We start from the raw sequence: 19346 nt of genomic DNA, 5'->3' as shown, positions 1-19346 counted from the left end.
TATGGCAAACGACGACATCACCTGGGTTCGACCAGAGCACCGGGCGGCTTCTGCTGCCTGGAAGAAATATCGTGATTTCTGTAAAGGAGTCGAAGCGGTAAAGGCGGCGGGCAATAAGTATTTGCCTTATCTCGATCCAACCGATAAATCCACGCGCAACCGTAAGCGCAATGAGGACTATCTGCGCCGCGCTGTATTTTACGCCATTGCCGGCAATACGAAGATCGGCATGCTTGGCATGGCGTATCGCAAAGACCCAACGTTTAACGGCCCGGAGAAGCTGAAATACCTGCTGGACAATGCTGACGGGGCGGGTACCAGCATTTATCAGCAGTCGCAGCTGGTGGTCGAGAACGTGCTGGAGGTGGCGCGTGATGGGCTTTATGTTGACTATGCAGAGGCATCAGACGAAGCGATCATTCTCCGCTATCCGGCAGAGAACATCATTAACTGGCGAACGAAGCGCATTAACGGACGCGATCAGCTGGTGCTGGTGGTCCTGCGCGAATGCGTAGAAGAGCCGGATGGTTACGCTTACAAGGATGAAATTCAGTACCGCGAGCTGGCGCTGAAAGAAGGGAAGTTTATCTGCCGTGTATGGCGCAGGGCAGGTGGCACTGCAAGCGGAACCTATGCCGTCGACAGCGAATATCATCCGAAGCCTAAAGGGAAGGAATACTGGGATGAAATCCCGTTCACCTTTGTCGGTGCTCAGAACAACGATCCCACTATCGATGATTCACCGCTGGCCGCGCTTGTGGAGATAAACCATGGCCATTATCGAAACAGCGCTGACTATGAGGACAGCGTGTGGTTCTGTGGCCAGGTGCAGCCGTATATGACTGGTCTTGATACCGGCTGGCGAGATCACCTTGAGAAGACCGGAGTAAAAATAGGTTCCCGTTCACCGCTGATGCTTCCTAAAGACGGATCGTTTGGTTATGCCCAGGCGCAGCCGAACATGCTGGCTAAAGAGGCCATGGACAGCAAACGCGATTACATGGTGCAGCTTGGCGCCAGGTTAATTGAGCAGAACGCCACGGTGAAGACTGCAACGCAGGCAAGCGGTGAGCAGAGCGCATCAACGTCAGTGCTGGGTATCTGCGTTTCCAACGTTTCCGAGGCTTATACGCTGGCGCTGGGCTGGTGTGCGAAATACCTCGGAATTAAGGACGAATCGACGAGCTACACCATCAACCAGGAATTCATCGCGAAGGTTGCAGAATCCGGGATGGTTACCGCGATTGTTAATGCATGGCAGTCCGGCGCACTGCGCGATACTGACATGATTCGGGCGCTTCAGAAACTCGACCTCATCAACCCGGCAGACAGCCCGGATGAAGTGATTGATGCGCTCCGCAATCAGGCGCCCTCATTGACCGGGGGCTGATATGGCAACAGTCAACGAAAGTTTGCGGGATGAGGCCATTACCCATTCCGTCTGGATTAGCCGCTATGCGACGGGCGTGGCTAACCGAATGGTGAAGCTGCTCAACGAGACAGACGCAGAACTGTCTGCCCGCCTGCTGGATGCACTGGATCGGCTCCCGGCTGATAGCTTCACGGTTACACGTCTGGAAAGCTTGCTCGGCAGCGTACGCGAACTTAACCATCAGGTTGTCGCTTCGATGCAGTCCGGGCTAGAAGGGGAACTGCTTGCGCTTTCCAGGAATGAGGTCAGTTATCAGCTGAGCCTGTTCGATTCCCTTCTTCCCTCACAGGTGCTGGCACGCTACCCGCTACAGGGAATCACCGCTGATATGGTTTATGCCGCGGCGATGGCTCAGCCATTTCAGGGGCGCCTGCTGAGTGAGTGGACGGAGAATCTGGAATCGGACAGGCTGGCGCGGATCGTAAACGCTGTACGCCGTGGCTATCTTGCTGGCGACACGGTTGAAACCATCGCCCGAAGCGTGCGCGGTCATGCCAATAAAGACTATCGCGACGGCGCGCTCCAGATGAGCAGGGCAAATGCCGCAAGCATCGCTAAAACAGCCGTGAATCATCTGGCTGCTACCGCCCACAACAGCTTCACCAGCGCCAACAGCGACATCGTGAATGGTAAGCAGTGGCTGTCTACGCTGGACAATAAAACCAGTCACGACTGCATCATTCGCGACCTGCTGCGCTACACCCTGGATAATAAACCGATCGGGCACAAAGTACCTTACCTGCAAGGGCCCGGGAAAATTCATTTCTGTTGCCGTTCTACTGAAACTCTGATTATCAAGTCCTGGCGCGAACTCGGCATTGATATTGATGAGATGGACGAGGGCACTCGTGCCAGCATGGATGGGCAGGTACCTGCTAAAACCACGTATCTTGAATGGCTCGCGCGTCAGCCAGCTCAAAGGCAGGATCAGGTTCTGGGTGCCGAGCGTGGCCGTCTGTTCCGCGCGGGTGAAATCGACCTGGCTGATATGTTCACTGACAAAGGCGAGTGGATCAGCCTGGAACGTCTTAAGCAGCTATCAGGTCCTTGAACCTGGCAACTATCACTTTCTACACGCCCTGGCATCCGCCGGGGCTTTTTTATGGGCGAGGCCCGACAAAATCCCGAGGGGAAATTATGTTAATTCGAAACATGCTTCTGAAATATTACGCACCTGAAAGCGGCGGTGAGGGCAGTGGTGGTGGCGGTATCGAAATCACCCCCGAAATCCAGAAGCTGATTGATGAGCGTGTGACCAGTGAAGTTACAGGCCTGAAATCAAAAAACTCTGAGTTGCTGGGCACTATCAAGCAGCAAAAAGAAAACCTGTCACGTTTTGACGGTATCGACCCAGACGCTGTACGCGGCATTCTCCAGCGTTTTTCTGACGATGAAGAGGCGAAGCTTATCGCCGCCGGAAAAATTGACGAGGTGCTGGATAAGCGTACCGAGCGCATGCGTGCTGACGTTGATAAGCAGATCAAAGCGGCGAACGAGCGCGCGGAAAAAGCTGAAGCGTTCTCCAACAAATTTCGGGATCGGGTCCTCGGGGATGCAATCCGTGCAGCAGCCTCTAAAGCGGGCGCGCTGCCGGAAGCTTCTGACGATCTGATTCTACGTGCCAAAGGCACATTCCAGCTCAACGACGAGGGCGAGGCCGTAGCAGTTGATGCAAATGGCGATGTTCTGTTCGGTAAAGACGGCAAAACTCCACTAAGCCCGCTTGAGTGGGCGGAGTCACTCAAGGAGACGGCTCCGCATCTGTTCCCTCGCGCAGAAGGCACGGGCGCGGGCGGACACAAGCCAAACGGTGGTGGAAGCCTGAAACGTTCCGAAATGAGCGCCAGCGACAAAGCGGACTACATCCGCAAACACGGCCAGCAGGCCTTCCTCAAACTTCCGAAATAAGGGATTCAAACCATGGCAACGACTGTTAATACCGACCTGGTTATTTATGACGATCTGGCGCAGACCGCGTTTCTTGAGCGTCGCCAGGACAATCTGGAAGTGTTCAACGCTTCCTCCAACGGTGCGATTTTGCTGGATAACGAACTGATTGAAGGTGATTTCCGTAAACGCGCCTTCTACAAAGTTGGTGGTTCCATCGAATCGCGCAATGTGAACTCTGTCGATAAAGTCACAGGTAAAAAAATCGGTGCCGGTGAAGCGGTATCCGTTAAAGCACCGTGGAAATACGGTCCGTATGAAACCACGGAAGAGGCCTTTAAACGCCGTGGCCGCTCCGTTGATGAGTTCTCCGAAGTGATCGGCGTTGATGTCGCAGATGCCACGCTGGAAGGCTATGTGAAATATGGCCTGAAAGCGCTGACTGCGGCGATTGGTGCTAACGCCGACATGGTCGTAACCGCCGACATTGAGACCGACGGTAAAAAGACCCTGACGCGTGGCCTGCGCAAATATGGCGACAAGTTTAACCGAGTGGTTCTGTTCGTGATGCACTCCGCGACCTACTTCGACATTGTGGATGAGGCGATTGCCAACAAAATTTACGAAGAAGCGGGCGTGGTGGTTTACGGCGGGCAGCCGGGCACGCTGGGTAAACCTGTGCTGGTGACCGACACCATGGATGCTGATGCGATCCTTGGGCTGGTGGCCGGCGCAGTGACCGTTACCGAGTCTCAGGCGCCGGGCTTCCGTTCCTACGATATCAACGATCAGGAAAACCTTGCGGTTGGCTATCGCGCTGAAGGTGTGGTGAACGTCGATCTGCTGGGCTACAGCTGGGATACCGCCAAAGGTGATAACCCTGACCTGACCGCCATCGGCACTGCTGGCAACTGGAAGAAGCACTTCACCAGCAACAAATCAACGGCAGGCGTGCTGATCAAACTGGAATCCGCAGTGGGGGAGTAACGCTGTCAGCGGATAAAACCTCCGCAACCGCTGACAGCACAGATGCGGTAACTGTTTCTCTGAAGTACACGCTGAACGGCTCCGGTGTATCCGGTAAAACCGTCGTGTGGACGTCTACAGGCGGCACGCTTAGCACGGCCAGTTCTCAAACCGGCTCTGCTGGTGGTGCAACGGTGAAACTCACATCAGACGTTGCTGGCACTTTCACGGTGACCGGCACGATTGAAGGAGTGGCGAAAACCACTGATGAGATCACCTTCACTGCGCCTGCCGGAGAATAACGAATGGGGCGAAAGCCCCATAAACAGGATGATTAGATGATCAATACCGATATCACCTCTCCTGATGCCAACAGCTACGCCAGTGAAGAGGAACTTGCCTCGTTTGCGGAATTACGCGGCATTAAACTGCCTGACAAGCTCACCCCTTTGCTGATTAAGGCAATGGATTACCTGGAGGGGCTGGACTGGGTAGGCTCAAAAGCTGACCCGAGACAGGCTCTGGCATGGCCACGCGTGAATGTCGTTCTGGATGAACATGATTTCCCGCCTGATGAAGTTCCACGGCAGGTTTTAACCGCGCAGTGCATGCTGGCGGTAGAGGCAATCGACGGAGATTTACTCTCCAGCGTGCGCGAAGCCGCTGTGAAAACTGAACGTGTGGAAGGTGCTGTCACCATGACCTATGCGGTCGCAGATGGTGAAGTTTTCACTCCGTCCTATCCTGCTGTCATGGCGCTGCTGGGCGATCTTGCTGGTGGTCGTGGCTACGCAATCAATGCATTTGCAGAGAGGGCATGACATGCCGGACTTGAAAGTTATTAACCTGGCTAGCAGAAAAGATGCTGATCTGGAACATAACCGAACAGAGGTTATTAGGCTTCTGGAAGAGGCGCTTCATGCTGCTCGCGAAGGCAATTATCGTAGCATGGCTATTTTGCTTATTGATGAAAGCGGTGCGGTTATGGATGCCTGGCATAGCGGTGGTTTTCCGTACGTTATGGTTGGCGCCATCGAATCACTCAAAACTGATTTTATCAATCTGCAAATCGAGAGGCGCTGACGAATGCCCATTGATTACCTACGTATGCAGGCCAGAACAACGCGCATGCTCAGGCAGAACGGAGCGTTATACAACGTCACCCGTAAAGGCTCGGTAACGGTTATCGGCGGCGTTGAACATAAAACTGAAGAGGTCCGTTTTACTGCTGTGGGCGTGAAGACTGAATACGCGCCAGGCGAAATAGATGGAACGGTCATCGTTAACGGCGACGTGCAGATTGTTTTTACGTCAGAGCAGGAAATTAAAATCGGCGATGTGGTTGATATAGACGGCACAGCCTACCGCATTGTGAACCCCAACCCTGCAAAACCTGCCTCGCTGGTTCTCTGCTACAAAGCGCAACTGAGGGCTTAACATGGGCGAGAACACGGCATTCCTCGCTGAAATCACAGCCTTCGTCAATAAGGCCAAAGCGAATCAAGAAGCTGTGGTGCGCACGGTTGGTATTAAAATACTTAACCAACTGGTGATGATGTCCCCAGTGGGCAACCCGGAGTTGTGGGAAGTTAACCAGACAGCCGTTTCCTATAATCGCGCTGTTTACGACCATAACGAGGCGCAGCGGGCAAATCCCGACAACCTGACCAAAACCGGGCGACTGAAGAAAAAAGCCCGGGTGGTGGATGGGATGGATATCAAAGCACCGCCGGGGTATACGGGCGGACGCTTTCGCGGTAACTGGCAGGTATCGTTTGATGCTCCGACAGCTGATGAAACAGGGCGAATAGACAAGACCGGCGACCTGACAAAAGCAGCCGGGAACTACACGCTGTCACTGTTCAAAGTCGGGATGAAGGCCATTTATTTCTGCAACAACGTCCCGTATGCATACCCGCTTGAAATGGGGCATTCCACACAGGCACCGGGCGGAATGGTCCGTATAACCGCTGCTGAGTTTCAACGCTTCTTTGAGGAAGCTGTCAAGGAGGTGTCCAGGTGATTCCTGATATTGCATCTGCACTGGCCGCCAGACTGGGTACCTGGGCCGATGCCGAGGGCATTTCGGTTGCATGGGAGAACGTGCCGTTTACACCTCCTGCTAACGAGATGTACCTGGCCGTTCACGATATGCCTGTTACGCCGAGAACAATCGATCTCGGATTGCGCTGCCGGACTTATTCAGGCGTGTACCAGATTAATGTCGTGGCGCCAGCCGGCTCCGGCCGTACCTCCGTCGTTGCCCTGGCTGGCAGAGTAGCGGAATTGTTCCCCGAGGGGCTGGAAATTGCAGGCAAAGATTTTACCTGCTGGATTGGCAGCGCGCCTGGCATATTCCGCGGGGTCCCTACACCTGTGTCCTACTCCGTTCCTGTCAGCCTGAATTATAGGGCAGACATCACCAACTGATTCCCTCAGTGATGTCCCACAACTGACCGGCCTTGAGCCGGTTTTCCCGTTTCTGAAGGAGAAACCATTATGGGCTTTGCACTGCCTAACGGCGCTCATGTTTATCTGGCGTCGGGCTATGGCCCGGCCATTACTTTCACCGGCGCGACGAATGCTGAGCACGCGGTGATCACCGTCAGCGCCGCGGACGATATTGCGGTCGGCGATATCGTTCACGTGAACTGCAACTGGTCGGGTATTGATAACGTTATCGCGAAAATCGACGCGATTGCGGAGAATGCTGTCACTCTTCGCAACATCAATACCACCAACAAAAACAAATACGCCGTGGGCGGCGGTTCCGGCTCTATTCGCAAGATTGAGGAATGGACCGAACTTCCACAAATCACTGAGGTATCGAAATCTGGTGGCGATCAGAACACCACACAGATTCAGTTCCTCAGCGATGACCGTCAGCGCAACCTGAATACCTATAAATCCGCAGTCTCTCAGACTTACTCGATCGCGCATGACTCCACGCTCCCGGTATACCCACTGCTTCGCCAACTGGATGAAGACGAAGAGACAGTCGCAGCGTACATGTACGTGCCGAAGGCGAAGGAAAACCGTTACTGGGCGGCCACGGCATCTTTTGACGACACGCCGACCACGGCGGTGAACGAAGTCGAAACGGTAAGTGTCGTGCTGAACCTGCAATCGCCAGCAATGACGTTCTACAAAATCACAGGCGCCGCGGCATAAGCCAGGCATAACGATAGTCTAAGCCTCCTCCATGGAGGCTTTCTTTCACTAAGAGGCAACGATGGCGACTAAATTCACCCTTCAGCCCAAACCAACTTTTAAGGCCAACGTCTCGATCCCGCGCGCTGGCGATGAGGATGGCGTGCTGACATTCACGTTCAATCATAAACCACTTAAAGAGCTGGCTGACCTGGAAAAACTCGAAGGCAAAACCGCCACTGATTTTCTGATGGAAATTATTTCTGGCTGGGCACTTCCTGATGCATTTAACGCGGAAAACTTGTCGCTGCTGCTTGAGAACTATCCGGCGGCGATGAAGGCTATCCCTGAAACCTACTATCGCGAACTGATGGGGCAACGCGAAAAAAACTGATAGCGGTTGCCTCTGCATTCTATACGCCTGAACCCACAGCGGCAGACCTGGCACCCTATGGGCTTACGCCGGATGACTACGATGATCAATACATCGACGTCTGGCCAGATGTATGGCCTTCATTTCTGGTGTTTCAGGCTGTCAGTACGCAGTGGCGCACGGGCATGGGAGGCGTATCAGGGCTTGATTACAATGTGCTGCCCTGGGTGATGCGCCTGCACAAGGTCGACGACGAGGCAACCGCGCTTACAGACATACGAATCATGGAGAGCACCGCACTAAAAGTTATGCATAAAGAGAGGGCGGAATGAGTAACGACATCGCCACTATTTCCCTGCGCGTGAATACCAGTGAACTCGAGCGCGGTAACCAGGCACTGGATCGCTTTCAGGAGACTGCGTCCGCCGCGGCAGGTAAAGCGGATGACCTGAACAGTACGTTCCGCACCGGGATCGACAACCAGAAAAAAAACAGCGAAAGCCTGAAACAGCAACGGCAGGAACTGCAAAACCTGCTGAATAAAATCAGCCCGGTAAACAAGGCGCTGGATGAACTGGACACTATCCAGGAGAGCCTGGCGAAATTTCGCGGTAAAGGGCTGGTGGGAGACGAGGATTTTACTCGTTACAACAGCGTGCTTGAGACTACGCGTGCAAAACTGGCACAGGTAATGGAGTCTGAAACCGCAGAGGGGCGTGCTCGCATTGAGCAGGCACAGGCAGCGCAACGGGCAGCTGCCGCAGGCAAAAATTTTATCGACTCACTCGAGGACCAGGTTGCAGCTATCGGAAAAACCCGTGCAGAGTTGCTCGAACTGAAGGCGGCCCAGCTTGGCGTGTCGGACCGCGCTGCGCCAATGATTGCCCGACTAAAAGAGCAGGAAGAGTCCTGGAAATCTGGAGCTATCAGTGCGGGGCAGTACCGTAATGCCATGCGTTACCTGCCAATGCAAATGACGGATATTGTGACTTCACTGGCCTCCGGTATGCCGGTTTATATGGTCGCTATCCAACAGGGTGGTCAGCTGCGTGATTCCTTTGGCGGAGTGGGTAACGCGCTAAAAGCGATGTTATCCATGGTAACCCCGGCACGTGTTGCGATTGGTGGTCTGGCTGGCGCTGTACTGATTGCGGCAAAAGCGGGATCGGACTACTTCACAGCCTATGACGAAATCAATAAAGCTATCATCCGCACCGGAAACATTGCCGGTACGTCAGCGCTACAGATTATGGCATCCTCCCAGTCAATCTCTGCTTCAACTGGGGCTACGGTGGGCACTGTCCAGAGTCTGATGACAGAGCTGGTTGGTATGGGCTCAATGACCCAGCAACAGCTTGAGAAAGCTACCAAAGCGACAGCGCTGGCAGTTGAAACTGGTATTGTTTCGGCTCAGGACATTACCAAGGCTTATAAGGATATTGATAAGGATCCGGTTAAGGCTCTTCAGAACCTTAATGAGCAATTCAACTTTCTCACCGTTTCACAGCTTAAGCACATTGACGAGTTAGTTAAGCAGAAAGACCAGACCGCTGCCGTTACTCAAGCTATGGATTTGTTTGGCGACACGATGGCAGAGCGCGGAGAGCAGGCTTACGACTCGCTGACGCCATTTGGCCGCCTGTGGCTTGATATCAAGGGATGGGCGTCTGAGGCTATGCAGAGCATCGGTCAGTGGGTAGTTGAGCTGGCATCAAACACGCTAAAGGAATTTAACGCGATTTATTACAGCGTCGCGATAGTTTTTCAGAAGCTGAACCAGATTATTTCTTCTTCTATCGCGGCTGCGATTAATCTCGTTCCTGACTGGGCGAAAACTGATACTTTGCAGGGATGGCAGGACTATAACGAACAAATGGCTGGCGCTTATGGTAACAGCTTGTCTCAACTGAAAAAGGACTGGGACGCGGCTGACATTAGCGCAGGCAAGTACCTCGATACATCCCGCAAGATAAGCGCCGCGACCACTCAGGAGGATCGGGAAGCAGTCGCTTCGTTTGGCAAAAAAACGAAAACAGGAAAACAGGGTACTGTATCGGCTGGCGACCGCAGTACTGACGCTGCTCAGGCCGAATTGCTGGCGCTTCAGGCGCAGTTGCGTGCTCTTCAGCAGCATAAAGGGCTGAACGACACTATCAGCCAGCAGCGCAAAGATCTGTGGACGACTGAAGCAAAATTTCAGGTGCTGGAGGAGGCCTCGCGTTCACGTTCCCTGACAAAGCAGGAACGATCCCTGCTGGCGAGTAAAGACCAGCTGCTTCAGTTGGCACGGCAGAAAGCCCTGTTAGGTGATCAGATTACCGAACAGGAACAGCTGAACAAGCGAATGGATACCTCGCAGAAATACGTCACGCAGATGGCAGAGAAGCAGGCTGCTTTGGTCGGTGGAGCTGGAATGAGCGATCGGTTAGCTCAGCGTGAACTCGCGAAAAGTCAGCTTGCCGCAGGTTGGGTGAACGCCGGCGGTTCTCTGGAGGACGTTGGTTATCAGAAGCAGCTCAAAGCGGCGAATAATTACTATGCCGCAGAGGACAGGTTGCGTGGCGACTGGTTGACCGGCGCGAAAAAGGGCTGGGCTGAATTTGAGGACTCCGCAACCAATGTTTACTCACAAGTGCAGACACTTACCAGCAATACATTCACCGGTATGGCCAGCACTCTTACAGACTTTTTTACCACTGGAAAAGCTAACTTCTCAGATTTCCTGACAACCTTTTTGAAAGGAACAGCCCAGATGCTGACACAGTTGGCGCTGGTTAACGGAATGAAGTCTGCGTTTGGGGGGACATCATTTGGTTCATTTTTCGGATTTTCTAGTGGCGGCGCAGTTCCGGAATTCGATACTGGCGGCTACACAGGGGATGGAGGAAAGTATCAGCCAAAAGGCGTGGTGCATGGTGGCGAATTCGTCTTCACCAAAGAGGCAACAAGTGCGCTGGGAGTTGGAAACCTCTATTCACTTATGCGAAGCGCACAGGGTTATGCAAATGGCGGTTATGTTGGCCACGCTCCGATGTATGGGCTTCAGTCATCATCGGCCGGTGGGGTAAGTATTCAAACGTCCGTAGTTGTTCAAAACCAGAACTCTCAGCAGCAGACTTCTGCAAATAACGATGCTGTTTCTCGCGCTTACAAGCAGACTATTGATCAATCTGTTCGGGCAGGTATTGCGAAACAACTTCAGCCTGGTGGGCTCATCTGGAATGCAACAAAATCAAGATAAGAGACATGGTGTTTGTTTTATCACATTATTCATCATGTTAAGATGTTTCCGATTGCAATCAAAGGAAACTTAAAATGAAGAAGGTAGTGGCTTTAGCTCTTGGGGCTTTAATGTTGTCTGGCTGTACTGTTCGTGTTGCTGATATGACCGTTGGTAGTACTAAAAATTACAACTTGAACGCAGCTAAGTTTGAAAAAGGTCAACGTGTGACTGGTGAAGACAAAGCTCCAATTGTTATTTTCCCGCTGGGCATTCCAAGCGTTAAAACTGCAATGGATCGGGCTATTGAAAAAGACAAGTGTTCCGTAGGCCTAAGCGATGTTGTTATTTATCAATTAAACCACGCATTTCTGTTCGGCACATATGGTTACCGTGTTGAAGGCACGCAGATTATCGACAAGTCTCAGCTTGGTTGTGAAACCCGCTAATTTCCTTCTCATATTGTCACAAGCCACCTTCGGGTGGCTTTTTTTATGGAGCAAACATGGCACTGGAAACGTTCACCTGGCGAACGCAGATACAGGCGGGAATGGAAGGAACGTTTAGCCATAAAACCCGCTCTGCAACCTTTGGCGATGGCTATGAGCAGATTGCAGGGGAAGGCATCAACTCTGAAAAGCAGTCATGGCCTGTAACCCTAACGGGCAAAAAAACGGACATGCTCCAGGCCCTTAAATTCTTTCGTTCTCACGTTATAAAGTCATTCATCTGGACATCGCCAGTTGGCGAAACTGGGCTCTACCGGATTGAGGCCGAATCAATCAAGTCACAGCCCTTATCCAGCAACGTTCTGACCATTTCCGCAACATTCAAACAGGCGTACGCACCATGATCACAGCAGACTATCAAAGCCTTGAGCCCGGTAATAAAGTCCGGCTTATCGAAGTTGATGGCTCTACGTTCGGCGTGGATGATGTACTGCGATTTCACGCGTACAACCTCCCGCACACAGAAGAGGAAATCGCCGCCGCTGGTGGTGATGAATCAAAGCTGAAGGCAAAAAGTATCTGGTGGCAGGGGGAAGAATATGCCGCCTGGCCGTATCAAATTGAAGGCCTTGAAGCCTCCACAGACGGCAACAGCGCCCAGCCAACGCTGACGGTTGCAGATATCGAAAGCAAGATTACAGCGCTGTGCCTTGCCTATGACGATATGCTACAGGCGAAAGTCACTATCCATGACACTTATTCACATTATCTCGATGAGAAGAATTTCCCAGCGGGTAACGCAACAGCTAATCCGCAACAGGTCAGAAAACGGGTTTTTTACATCGATGGCAAAAGCAGCGAAATTCCGGGCGAAAGTATCGAATTCGTACTCGATAGCCCGATGTCGTTGCAGGGTAAGATGATCCCCACGCGGCAGCTTCATTCCCTGTGTACCTGGTGCATGCGCAATAAGTACCGCACCGGCGACGGCTGCGACTATGCCGGTACGCGCTATTTCGACAAAAACAACAACCCGGTAAGCGATCCGTCACTGGATGAATGCAACGGCACGCTGACGGCCTGCAAACTTCGGTTCGGCGAAAATAACCAACTCTCGTTTGGTGGATTCCCGGGAACGTCGCTGATCAGGAGCTGATATGCGTCAGAAAACAATTGATGCAATTATGGCGCATGCTGCCGCTGAATATCCTCGTGAGTGCTGTGGTGTGGTGGTGCAAAAGAGCCGTGTTGAACGTTATTTTCCGTGCCGGAATCTTGCCGCGGCGCCGGAGGAAAATTTTGTCCTCTGCCCGGAAGATTACGCAGTTGCTGAGGACTGGGGTACGGTGATCGCCATCGTTCACAGCCACCCTGACGCCACTACGCAGCCGAGCGAACTGGATAAAGCGCAATGCGACTCAACGCTTTTACCCTGGCATATCGTGAGCTGGCCAGAGGGGGATTTACGCACCATTCAGCCGCGCGGAGAGCTGCCGCTGCTGGAGCGTCCTTTTGTGCTTGGTCACTTCGACTGCTGGGGGCTGGTAATGAGCTATTTCCGGCAAACGCATGGTATCGAACTCCACGATTACCGGGTTGGTTATCCCTGGTGGGAAAACGACTATCCGGACAACTTCTATCAGGATTGCTGGTACGAGTGCGGATTCCGTGAATTCGACGGGCCGCCGAAACCTGGCGATATGGTAATCATGCAGGTTCAGGCTGATAAGTGGAATCATGCGGGGATTCTGCTGGAAGGTAACATGCTACTGCATCACCTTTATGGGCATCTGAGCCAGCGCGTTCCTTATGGCGGCTACTGGATGGAAAGAACCATGAAGATACTCAGACATAAAATCTTATTAGAGTGTGGTTGAAATCTGAGCACCTCCATTCAGAGGGGGCGAAATACTACAGCAATCTTTGTTGTTCTGCATTCCAACCAAGCCATACATTTTGTGCAAAAAGTGCTATTTATGCCATTCTTGAAAGCTCAAGCTGGCTCATAGGCACCGCCTATCTCCCGAGAACGTGACAATAGTTTACTATTACCTGAGGGGTAACTTCTGCGATAGTGCTGTTAACTTTCAAAATGGTCATCGCGATCATCGTCGAACGTGGGGCTATCTTGACCAAATGAGGATTGCTTAAAAGTTATAGCTAGCTATAGAATCACTGTAGAGTGCTGCTTTCATAAATGATTTAGAGGTTCAATATGTTTAGCGAAGAAAAAGTAGCTCAGATGGCTGCTTACCTGCTACTTAAACGTGGCGGGCGCATGGCATATCTGAAGCTTATGAAATTATTATACTTGGCAAATCGCCAATCTATGATCCGACATGGACGCATGATGGGTGAGGATCGTCTCTATTCAATGCCTCATGGCCCTGTGATGTCTACTACCCTGGATTTAATCCGTGGTAGAGCAGAGACTGGCGGTGAATACTGGTATCGGCTGATTCAAACAGCGGGGCATGATGTTTGCCTGAGTGCTGATCCGCGTGAAATGGATGCTGATGAAGTGTTCGATGAATTGAGCCGGGCAGATGTCCGCATCCTCGATGAAATTTATGCCCAGTATGGTCACATGAATAGATACGAGTTGCGCGATATGACTCACCTGCGTGATGTTTGCCCGGAATGGCATGATCCTCGCGGGTCTAGAACCCCTATTGACGTGCGTGAAATTTTTTTGAATGAGGGTAAAACTCCTGAAGAAGCTGAAAATATTTTCAGGAGCATGTGCGAATCACAAGAGCTCAAGGAGTTTTCTTCTCAATTGTCATGAGCACATTTCAACCATATAAAAAAGGAACCGTTTTAGCTCCAAGCGGGCCATGCAATCATCTTCATGTGATTTGCAACGATCCTGTTTATTACCCAGTAAACGACTGTTACTGCATTTTGGTTGTTAACGTGTCCAGTATTAAGCCGGGCGTTCCTCATGATGATGCGTGTGTGCTTAACCCTGGTGACCATCGATTTATCCAGCATCCCAGTTATATAGTCTATGCCGAGGCAGTTATCTGGCGTGTCGATAATGTTGCAAGAAAGCATGCAGCCGGTGAAATAACGGCGCATGATGATATGCCAGAAGCTGCATTCGAGAGAGTACTCTCAGGCTTCGATATTTCAGAACAAGCAAAACCAAAGCACATCAGGTTTAAAGAAAAGTATTGTACGAACACGTCATTAATAGATCAGCCTGAACCGACCGATGGTTTGACAGGCACATAACTTAAACCCGCCATCTGGCGGTTTTTTGCTTTATGATATCTTACACACCCGCTTCGGCGGGTTTTTTTATGGAGTAAATATGGCAATTTCACTCGATAAAGAACCGCTCAGAACAGTCCGGCTTTATGGCGTGCTAGGTGCCACATTCGGGCGTGAATATCGTTTATCAGTAGCTTCACCAAAGGAGGCCATCCGCGCCCTGAGCGTTATCGTGCCGGGTTTTGAGCGTTTCCTGAATACCAGTAAGCAACGAGGTTTAACTTATGCGGTATTCAGCGGGAAACGAAACCTCGTAAACGATGAACTCAGTATGGACAGGAGCACAGAGGAAATCCGCATCGCGCCGGTGATCATCGGCAGTAAGCGAGCCGGGTTTTTTCAGACAATCCTCGGGGTTGCCCTTGTCGCTGTTGCCGCGTTCGTCACGGGAGGGGCCGCGATCGGGATTGGTGGGACTGCTTTTGCTGGTGGATGGGGAGCTGTGGCGGGGATTGGGGCATCAATGGCGATCGGCGGCGTAGTCCAGATGCTTTCTCCACAGACTACCGGGCTAGCCAGCAAGCAATCAGCAGATAACCGCGCAAGCTATGCATTTGGTGGCGTTACGAACACAACCTCTCAGGGAAACCCTGTCCCCATTCTCTATGGTAAACGGCGAATCGGCGGCGCTGTAGCCTCTGCCGGGATTTACGTAGAAGACCAGCAATAACAAATATTTGTCAATCAGGCCACCTTCGGGTGGCTTTTTTTATGGGCGCGATATGGCTAAAACAATTACCGGACGTAAAGGCGGCAGTTCGAGTTCCCGCATCCCTGTCGAGCAGCCCGATGATCTCCAGTCCGTTGCGAAAGCGAAAATCCTGATGGTTCTCGGTGAAGGGGAGTTTGCTGGTGGGCTGAACGCGAGGGATATCTATCTTGACGGCACACCTTTACAAAACGCAGATGGTTCCCAGAACTTCAGCGGTGTCTTGTGGGAGTTTCGCCCAGGAACGCAGGCTCAGGATTACATTCAGGGGATACCTGGCACAGAAAATGAAATCAGCGTCGGTACCGAAGTATCCAGCGAAACTGCCTGGACGCATACCTTCACGAATACGCAGCTTTCGGCGGTTCGCCTGCGCCTGAAGTGGCCAACTCTTTTCAAACAGCAGGATAACGGGGATTTGGTAGGGTATTCCATCAACTATGTGGTAGAGCTTCAGACGGACGGTGGTAGCTGGCAAAAGGTCCTTGATACTAATGTGACCGGGAAAACCACATCCGGTTATGAACGCAGCCATCGCATCGATTTACCGAAAGCTGGCAGCACCTGGACCATCAGACTGCGCAAAATTACCGCTGACGCAAACAGTGCCAAAATTGGCGACACGATGACGCTCCAAAGTTATACAGAGGTCATCGATGCCAAACTGCGCTATCCAAACACAGCTCTGTTGTACATTGAGTTTGATTCCAGCCAGTTCAATGGCTCTATTCCACAAATTGCCTGTGAACCACGTGGTCGTGTCATCCGCGTACCGGATACTTACGACCCGGAAACAAGAACTTATAGCGGTACGTGGCTTGGGACATTCAAATGGGCCTGGACAGATAACCCTGCGTGGATATTCTACGACCTGGTGGTTAGCGACCGTTTCGGGCTTGGGGATCGTCTCACAACAGCGAACATAGACAAATGGACACTTTACCAGGTTGCACAGTATTGCGATCAGATGGTGCCGGATGGCAAAGGCGGAAGTGGCACCGAACCACGTTATACCTGCAACGTATACATTCAGGAACGCAACGACGCTTATACGGTCCTGCGTGATTTTGCTGCTATCTTCCGCGGGATGACCTACTGGGGCGACGACCAGATTGTTGCGCTGGCGGACATGCCGAGGGATGTTGATTTTACATACACTCATGCGAACGTTATCGATGGCCGGTTTACCTATTCCAGCAGCACCACAAAGAACCGTTATACCAATGCGCTCGTATCCTGGTCTGATCCTGATAACGCCTATTCTGATGCGATGGAACCTGTTTTTGAACAGGCGCTGGTTTCGCGATATGGATTTAATCAACTTGAGATAACAGCTATTGGTTGTACCCGGCAATCGGAGGCGAACCGAAAAGGGCGATGGGGGATCCTCACCAACAACAAAGATCGCGTTGTTACTTTCAATGTAGGGGAAGACGGTAACATCCCACAGCCTGGCTATGTAATTGCTGTAGCCGACCGAAATCTTTCCGGACGTGACCTTGGCGGCCGTGTTTCAGCAGTGAATGGTCGTGTTTTGACGCTGGACAGGGCGCCGGATGCATCTTCGGGCGACAGGATGATTGTCAATCTGCCATCAGGGGTTTCGCAGTCACGCACCATCCAGTCGATAACGGGCAATAAAGTAACCGTTACGACTGCTTACAGCGAAACGCCTGTGGCTCAGGCCGTGTGGGTCATAGAGTCTGATGAACTCTATGCACAGCAGTATCGCGTTATAACGGTAACAGATAATAATGACTGCACGTTCACAATCGTCGGTGCAAATCATGATCCGGATAAATATGCCCGAATCGATACCGGAGCCATCATTGACCAGCGGCCGGTGAGCGTGATCCCTCCGGGAAATCAGTCACCGCCAGACAACATCATAATCAGCTCGTTTTCAGTGGTGCAGCAGAACATCAGCGTCGAAACCATGCGCGTGAGCTGGGACCAGGCGCAGAACGCTATCGCCTATGAAGCGCAATGGCGCCGCAACGACGGGAACTGGGTGAACGTGCCGCGCAGTTCCACCACGTCATTCGACGTGCCGGGGATATATGCCGGGCGCTACCTGGTACGTGTACGCGCCATCAATGCCGCAGAAATTTCTTCCGGGTGGGGCTATTCGGAAGAGAAAACGCTGACGGGTAAAGTGGGCAATCCGCCGAAACCGGTCGGATTCATCGCTTCCGATAATGTGGTTTTCGGTATCGAGCTGAGCTGGGGATTCCCGGCGAACACCGACGACACGCTGAAGACGGAAATTCAGTACAGCCCGACCGGGACGGAAGACGATGCGATGCTGCTGGCAGACGTACCCTATCCGCAGCGCAAGTATCAGCAGATGGGCCTTAAGGCTGGGCAGATTTTCTGGTACCGCGCGCAGCTGGTGGACCGCAGCGGAAACGAATCAGGATATACAGACTTTGTGCGCGGGCAGGCCAGCATCGATGTATCCGATATCACCGATGCGATCCTGGAGGAGATTAAAGATTCCGAGGTATTTAAGGATCTGATTGAAAGTGCTGTAGACAGTAGCGAGAAACTGGCCGAGCTTTCTGATGCAATTAAGGAGAATGCCGATGGTCTGGCTGCCGCCGTAGGTTCGAATAAGCAGACAGCAGAAGCAATCATCGGCAACGCGCTGGCTATTGCTGATGTTGTTGTGCGCCAGACTGCGCAGCAGGGTGCTAACTCTGCGACATTCGAACAGCTCAGGGAGGTGATCGCCACTGAGACGGAAGCGCGCGTCACGGATGTTACTCGCCTTGAGGCAAAAACTGCGCAGAACGAGGCGGGAGTTACCGAGGTAAGGCAGGCTCTGTCAGATGAAGCTCAGGCAAGGGCTACTGCTGTTGACCAGCTCACTGCGAGTACTCAGGTCATTTCTGATAAAGCTGATTCGGCTTCGAGTAAAGCTGACGCTGCATCAGGTAAGGCAGATGCGGCCGAACAAGCCAGCTCGCAAAATACTGCTGATATCACCACGTTGCGACAGGTTGTCACCGACACGACTTCATCAATGGCATCCCGTCTGGAGGAACTGGGAGCAAGGACAGATACTGCCAGCGGCGGCATTCAGAGTAACTCCATCGCGCTAATAACGAGTACGCTGGCGCAGGTTGATCAGCAGGTGAGACTCAGCGCGCAGTACGGTGACAGTAAGGCCAGCATCGATCGTATTGATAATGTTATGGCAAGCGACAGGGAGGCAACAGCGCGTTCGCTGCTGAGTTTGCAGACTGACGTGAACGGCAACAAGGCAGCAATCAACAGCCTGAACCAGACGTTTTCCAATTATCAGCAGGCCACGGCCACGCAGATAAACGGCATTACGGCGACCATCAACGGGCACACTTCAGCGATCACCACCAACGCGCAGGCCATTGCGAACGTCAACGGCGACCTGAATGCGATGTACAGCATCAAGGTAGCTATTGATTCAAATGGCAATCAGTACGCAGCAGGAATGGGCATTGGTGTTCAGAATACGCCGTCCGGCATGCAATCACAGGTGCTGTTTGTGGCTGACCGTTTCGCGGTAATGGCGCAGGCTGGTGGGGCTGTATCGTTGCCGTTCGTTATCCAGAACGGACAGACCTTCATCCGGGATACGTTCATCCAGGACGGCACCATTAGCAACGCGAAGATCGGTAACTACCTCCAGTCAAATAACTATGTGGCTGGTTCCGTCGGGTGGAAACTGGATAAGTCAGGGACGTTTGAAAACTACGGCTCCACAGCTGGAGAGGGAGCAATGAAACAAACCAATCAGACAATTAGTGTCCGGGACTCCAGCAATGTGCTGAGGGTACAAATCGGAAGAATTACTGGAACATGGTAAGTAACGGGCCTCACATGAGGCCCTTTTTAGTATGGAG

Annotated in this window: 22 protein-coding genes; all 22 read left to right on the top strand. The window is 52.3% G+C overall.

What is annotated here, in order from left to right:
• Position 1: 1 nt before the first annotated feature.
• Positions 2 to 1390, top strand: a complete 1389-nt coding sequence (locus LOC22_RS04745; RefSeq protein ID WP_064489605.1) for a DUF4055 domain-containing protein — start codon at positions 2 to 4, stop codon at positions 1388 to 1390.
• Between the two features lies 1 nt (position 1391).
• Positions 1392 to 2483 (top strand): hypothetical protein, encoded by a 1092-nt coding sequence (locus LOC22_RS04740; protein ID WP_064489606.1) that lies wholly within the window; start codon positions 1392 to 1394, stop codon positions 2481 to 2483.
• Between the two features lie 86 nt (positions 2484 to 2569).
• The gene (locus LOC22_RS04735; RefSeq protein ID WP_045331455.1) at positions 2570 to 3340 is read left to right on the top strand and encodes a hypothetical protein; all 771 of its coding nucleotides are present in this window, start codon (positions 2570 to 2572) and stop codon (positions 3338 to 3340) included.
• A 12-nt stretch (positions 3341 to 3352) separates the two neighbouring features.
• Positions 3353 to 4306 (top strand): major capsid protein, encoded by a 954-nt coding sequence (locus tag LOC22_RS04730; protein ID WP_015570929.1) that lies wholly within the window; start codon positions 3353 to 3355, stop codon positions 4304 to 4306.
• Positions 4231 to 4587, top strand: a complete 357-nt coding sequence (locus tag LOC22_RS22305; protein WP_127353320.1) for an Ig-like domain-containing protein — start codon at positions 4231 to 4233, stop codon at positions 4585 to 4587. The genes LOC22_RS04730 and LOC22_RS22305 overlap by 76 nt, the downstream gene beginning before the upstream one ends.
• A gap of 36 nt (positions 4588 to 4623) precedes the next feature.
• Positions 4624 to 5106 (top strand): DnaT-like ssDNA-binding protein, encoded by a 483-nt coding sequence (locus tag LOC22_RS04725; RefSeq protein ID WP_063162764.1) that lies wholly within the window; start codon positions 4624 to 4626, stop codon positions 5104 to 5106.
• A 1-nt stretch (position 5107) separates the two neighbouring features.
• Positions 5108 to 5368, top strand: a complete 261-nt coding sequence (locus LOC22_RS04720) for a hypothetical protein (protein WP_032654540.1) — start codon at positions 5108 to 5110, stop codon at positions 5366 to 5368.
• A 3-nt stretch (positions 5369 to 5371) separates the two neighbouring features.
• The gene (locus tag LOC22_RS04715; protein WP_032654538.1) at positions 5372 to 5722 is read left to right on the top strand and encodes a hypothetical protein; all 351 of its coding nucleotides are present in this window, start codon (positions 5372 to 5374) and stop codon (positions 5720 to 5722) included.
• A 1-nt stretch (position 5723) separates the two neighbouring features.
• The gene (locus LOC22_RS04710; RefSeq protein ID WP_048219637.1) at positions 5724 to 6308 is read left to right on the top strand and encodes a hypothetical protein; all 585 of its coding nucleotides are present in this window, start codon (positions 5724 to 5726) and stop codon (positions 6306 to 6308) included.
• Positions 6305 to 6715 (top strand): DUF4128 domain-containing protein, encoded by a 411-nt coding sequence (locus LOC22_RS04705; protein ID WP_032654534.1) that lies wholly within the window; start codon positions 6305 to 6307, stop codon positions 6713 to 6715. The genes LOC22_RS04710 and LOC22_RS04705 overlap by 4 nt, the downstream gene beginning before the upstream one ends.
• Positions 6716 to 6784: 69 nt before the next feature.
• Positions 6785 to 7456 (top strand): phage tail protein, encoded by a 672-nt coding sequence (locus tag LOC22_RS04700; protein ID WP_032654532.1) that lies wholly within the window; start codon positions 6785 to 6787, stop codon positions 7454 to 7456.
• 61 nt (positions 7457 to 7517) lie between these two features.
• Positions 7518 to 7829, top strand: coding sequence for a phage tail assembly chaperone (locus tag LOC22_RS04695; protein WP_032654531.1), 312 nt, complete (start codon positions 7518 to 7520; stop codon positions 7827 to 7829).
• A complete protein-coding gene (locus tag LOC22_RS04690; protein WP_080473569.1) occupies positions 7826 to 8140 on the top strand; it encodes a DUF1799 domain-containing protein in 315 nt (104 codons plus the stop codon). The genes LOC22_RS04695 and LOC22_RS04690 overlap by 4 nt, the downstream gene beginning before the upstream one ends.
• Positions 8137 to 11049 carry a phage tail tape measure protein gene (locus LOC22_RS04685; RefSeq protein WP_064489608.1) on the top strand — a complete coding sequence of 971 codons (2913 nt, stop codon included), beginning with the start codon at positions 8137 to 8139 and terminating at the stop codon, positions 11047 to 11049. The genes LOC22_RS04690 and LOC22_RS04685 overlap by 4 nt, the downstream gene beginning before the upstream one ends.
• 74 nt (positions 11050 to 11123) lie before the next feature.
• A complete protein-coding gene (locus tag LOC22_RS04680) occupies positions 11124 to 11477 on the top strand; it encodes a hypothetical protein (protein ID WP_020690998.1) in 354 nt (117 codons plus the stop codon).
• A 56-nt stretch (positions 11478 to 11533) separates the two neighbouring features.
• Positions 11534 to 11881 (top strand): phage tail protein, encoded by a 348-nt coding sequence (locus LOC22_RS04675; protein ID WP_045331477.1) that lies wholly within the window; start codon positions 11534 to 11536, stop codon positions 11879 to 11881.
• Positions 11878 to 12633 carry a phage minor tail protein L gene (locus LOC22_RS04670; RefSeq protein ID WP_045331478.1) on the top strand — a complete coding sequence of 252 codons (756 nt, stop codon included), beginning with the start codon at positions 11878 to 11880 and terminating at the stop codon, positions 12631 to 12633. The genes LOC22_RS04675 and LOC22_RS04670 overlap by 4 nt, the downstream gene beginning before the upstream one ends.
• A gap of 1 nt (position 12634) precedes the next feature.
• Positions 12635 to 13354, top strand: coding sequence for a C40 family peptidase (locus LOC22_RS04665; protein WP_045331481.1), 720 nt, complete (start codon positions 12635 to 12637; stop codon positions 13352 to 13354).
• 338 nt (positions 13355 to 13692) lie between these two features.
• Complete coding sequence (locus tag LOC22_RS04660) at positions 13693 to 14265, top strand: Panacea domain-containing protein (RefSeq protein ID WP_045142476.1); 573 nt, start codon at positions 13693 to 13695, stop codon at positions 14263 to 14265.
• Complete coding sequence (locus LOC22_RS04655) at positions 14262 to 14714, top strand: hypothetical protein (RefSeq protein WP_072044163.1); 453 nt, start codon at positions 14262 to 14264, stop codon at positions 14712 to 14714. Before LOC22_RS04660 ends, LOC22_RS04655 begins: the two co-directional genes overlap by 4 nt.
• 79 nt (positions 14715 to 14793) lie before the next feature.
• Positions 14794 to 15423, top strand: a complete 630-nt coding sequence (locus LOC22_RS04650) for a tail assembly protein (protein ID WP_045331483.1) — start codon at positions 14794 to 14796, stop codon at positions 15421 to 15423.
• A gap of 52 nt (positions 15424 to 15475) precedes the next feature.
• Entirely contained in the window at positions 15476 to 19309 is a 3834-nt protein-coding gene (locus tag LOC22_RS04645; RefSeq protein WP_064489609.1) for a phage tail protein, read from the top strand.
• The last annotated feature ends 37 nt before the right edge of the window (positions 19310 to 19346 follow it).

Origin of the sequence: Enterobacter sp. AN-K1 (genome assembly GCF_020971765.1) — a bacterium.
Taxonomy (GTDB): domain Bacteria; phylum Pseudomonadota; class Gammaproteobacteria; order Enterobacterales; family Enterobacteriaceae; genus Enterobacter; species Enterobacter hormaechei_C.
This window is presented reverse-complemented; position numbering and strand designations above follow the sequence as displayed.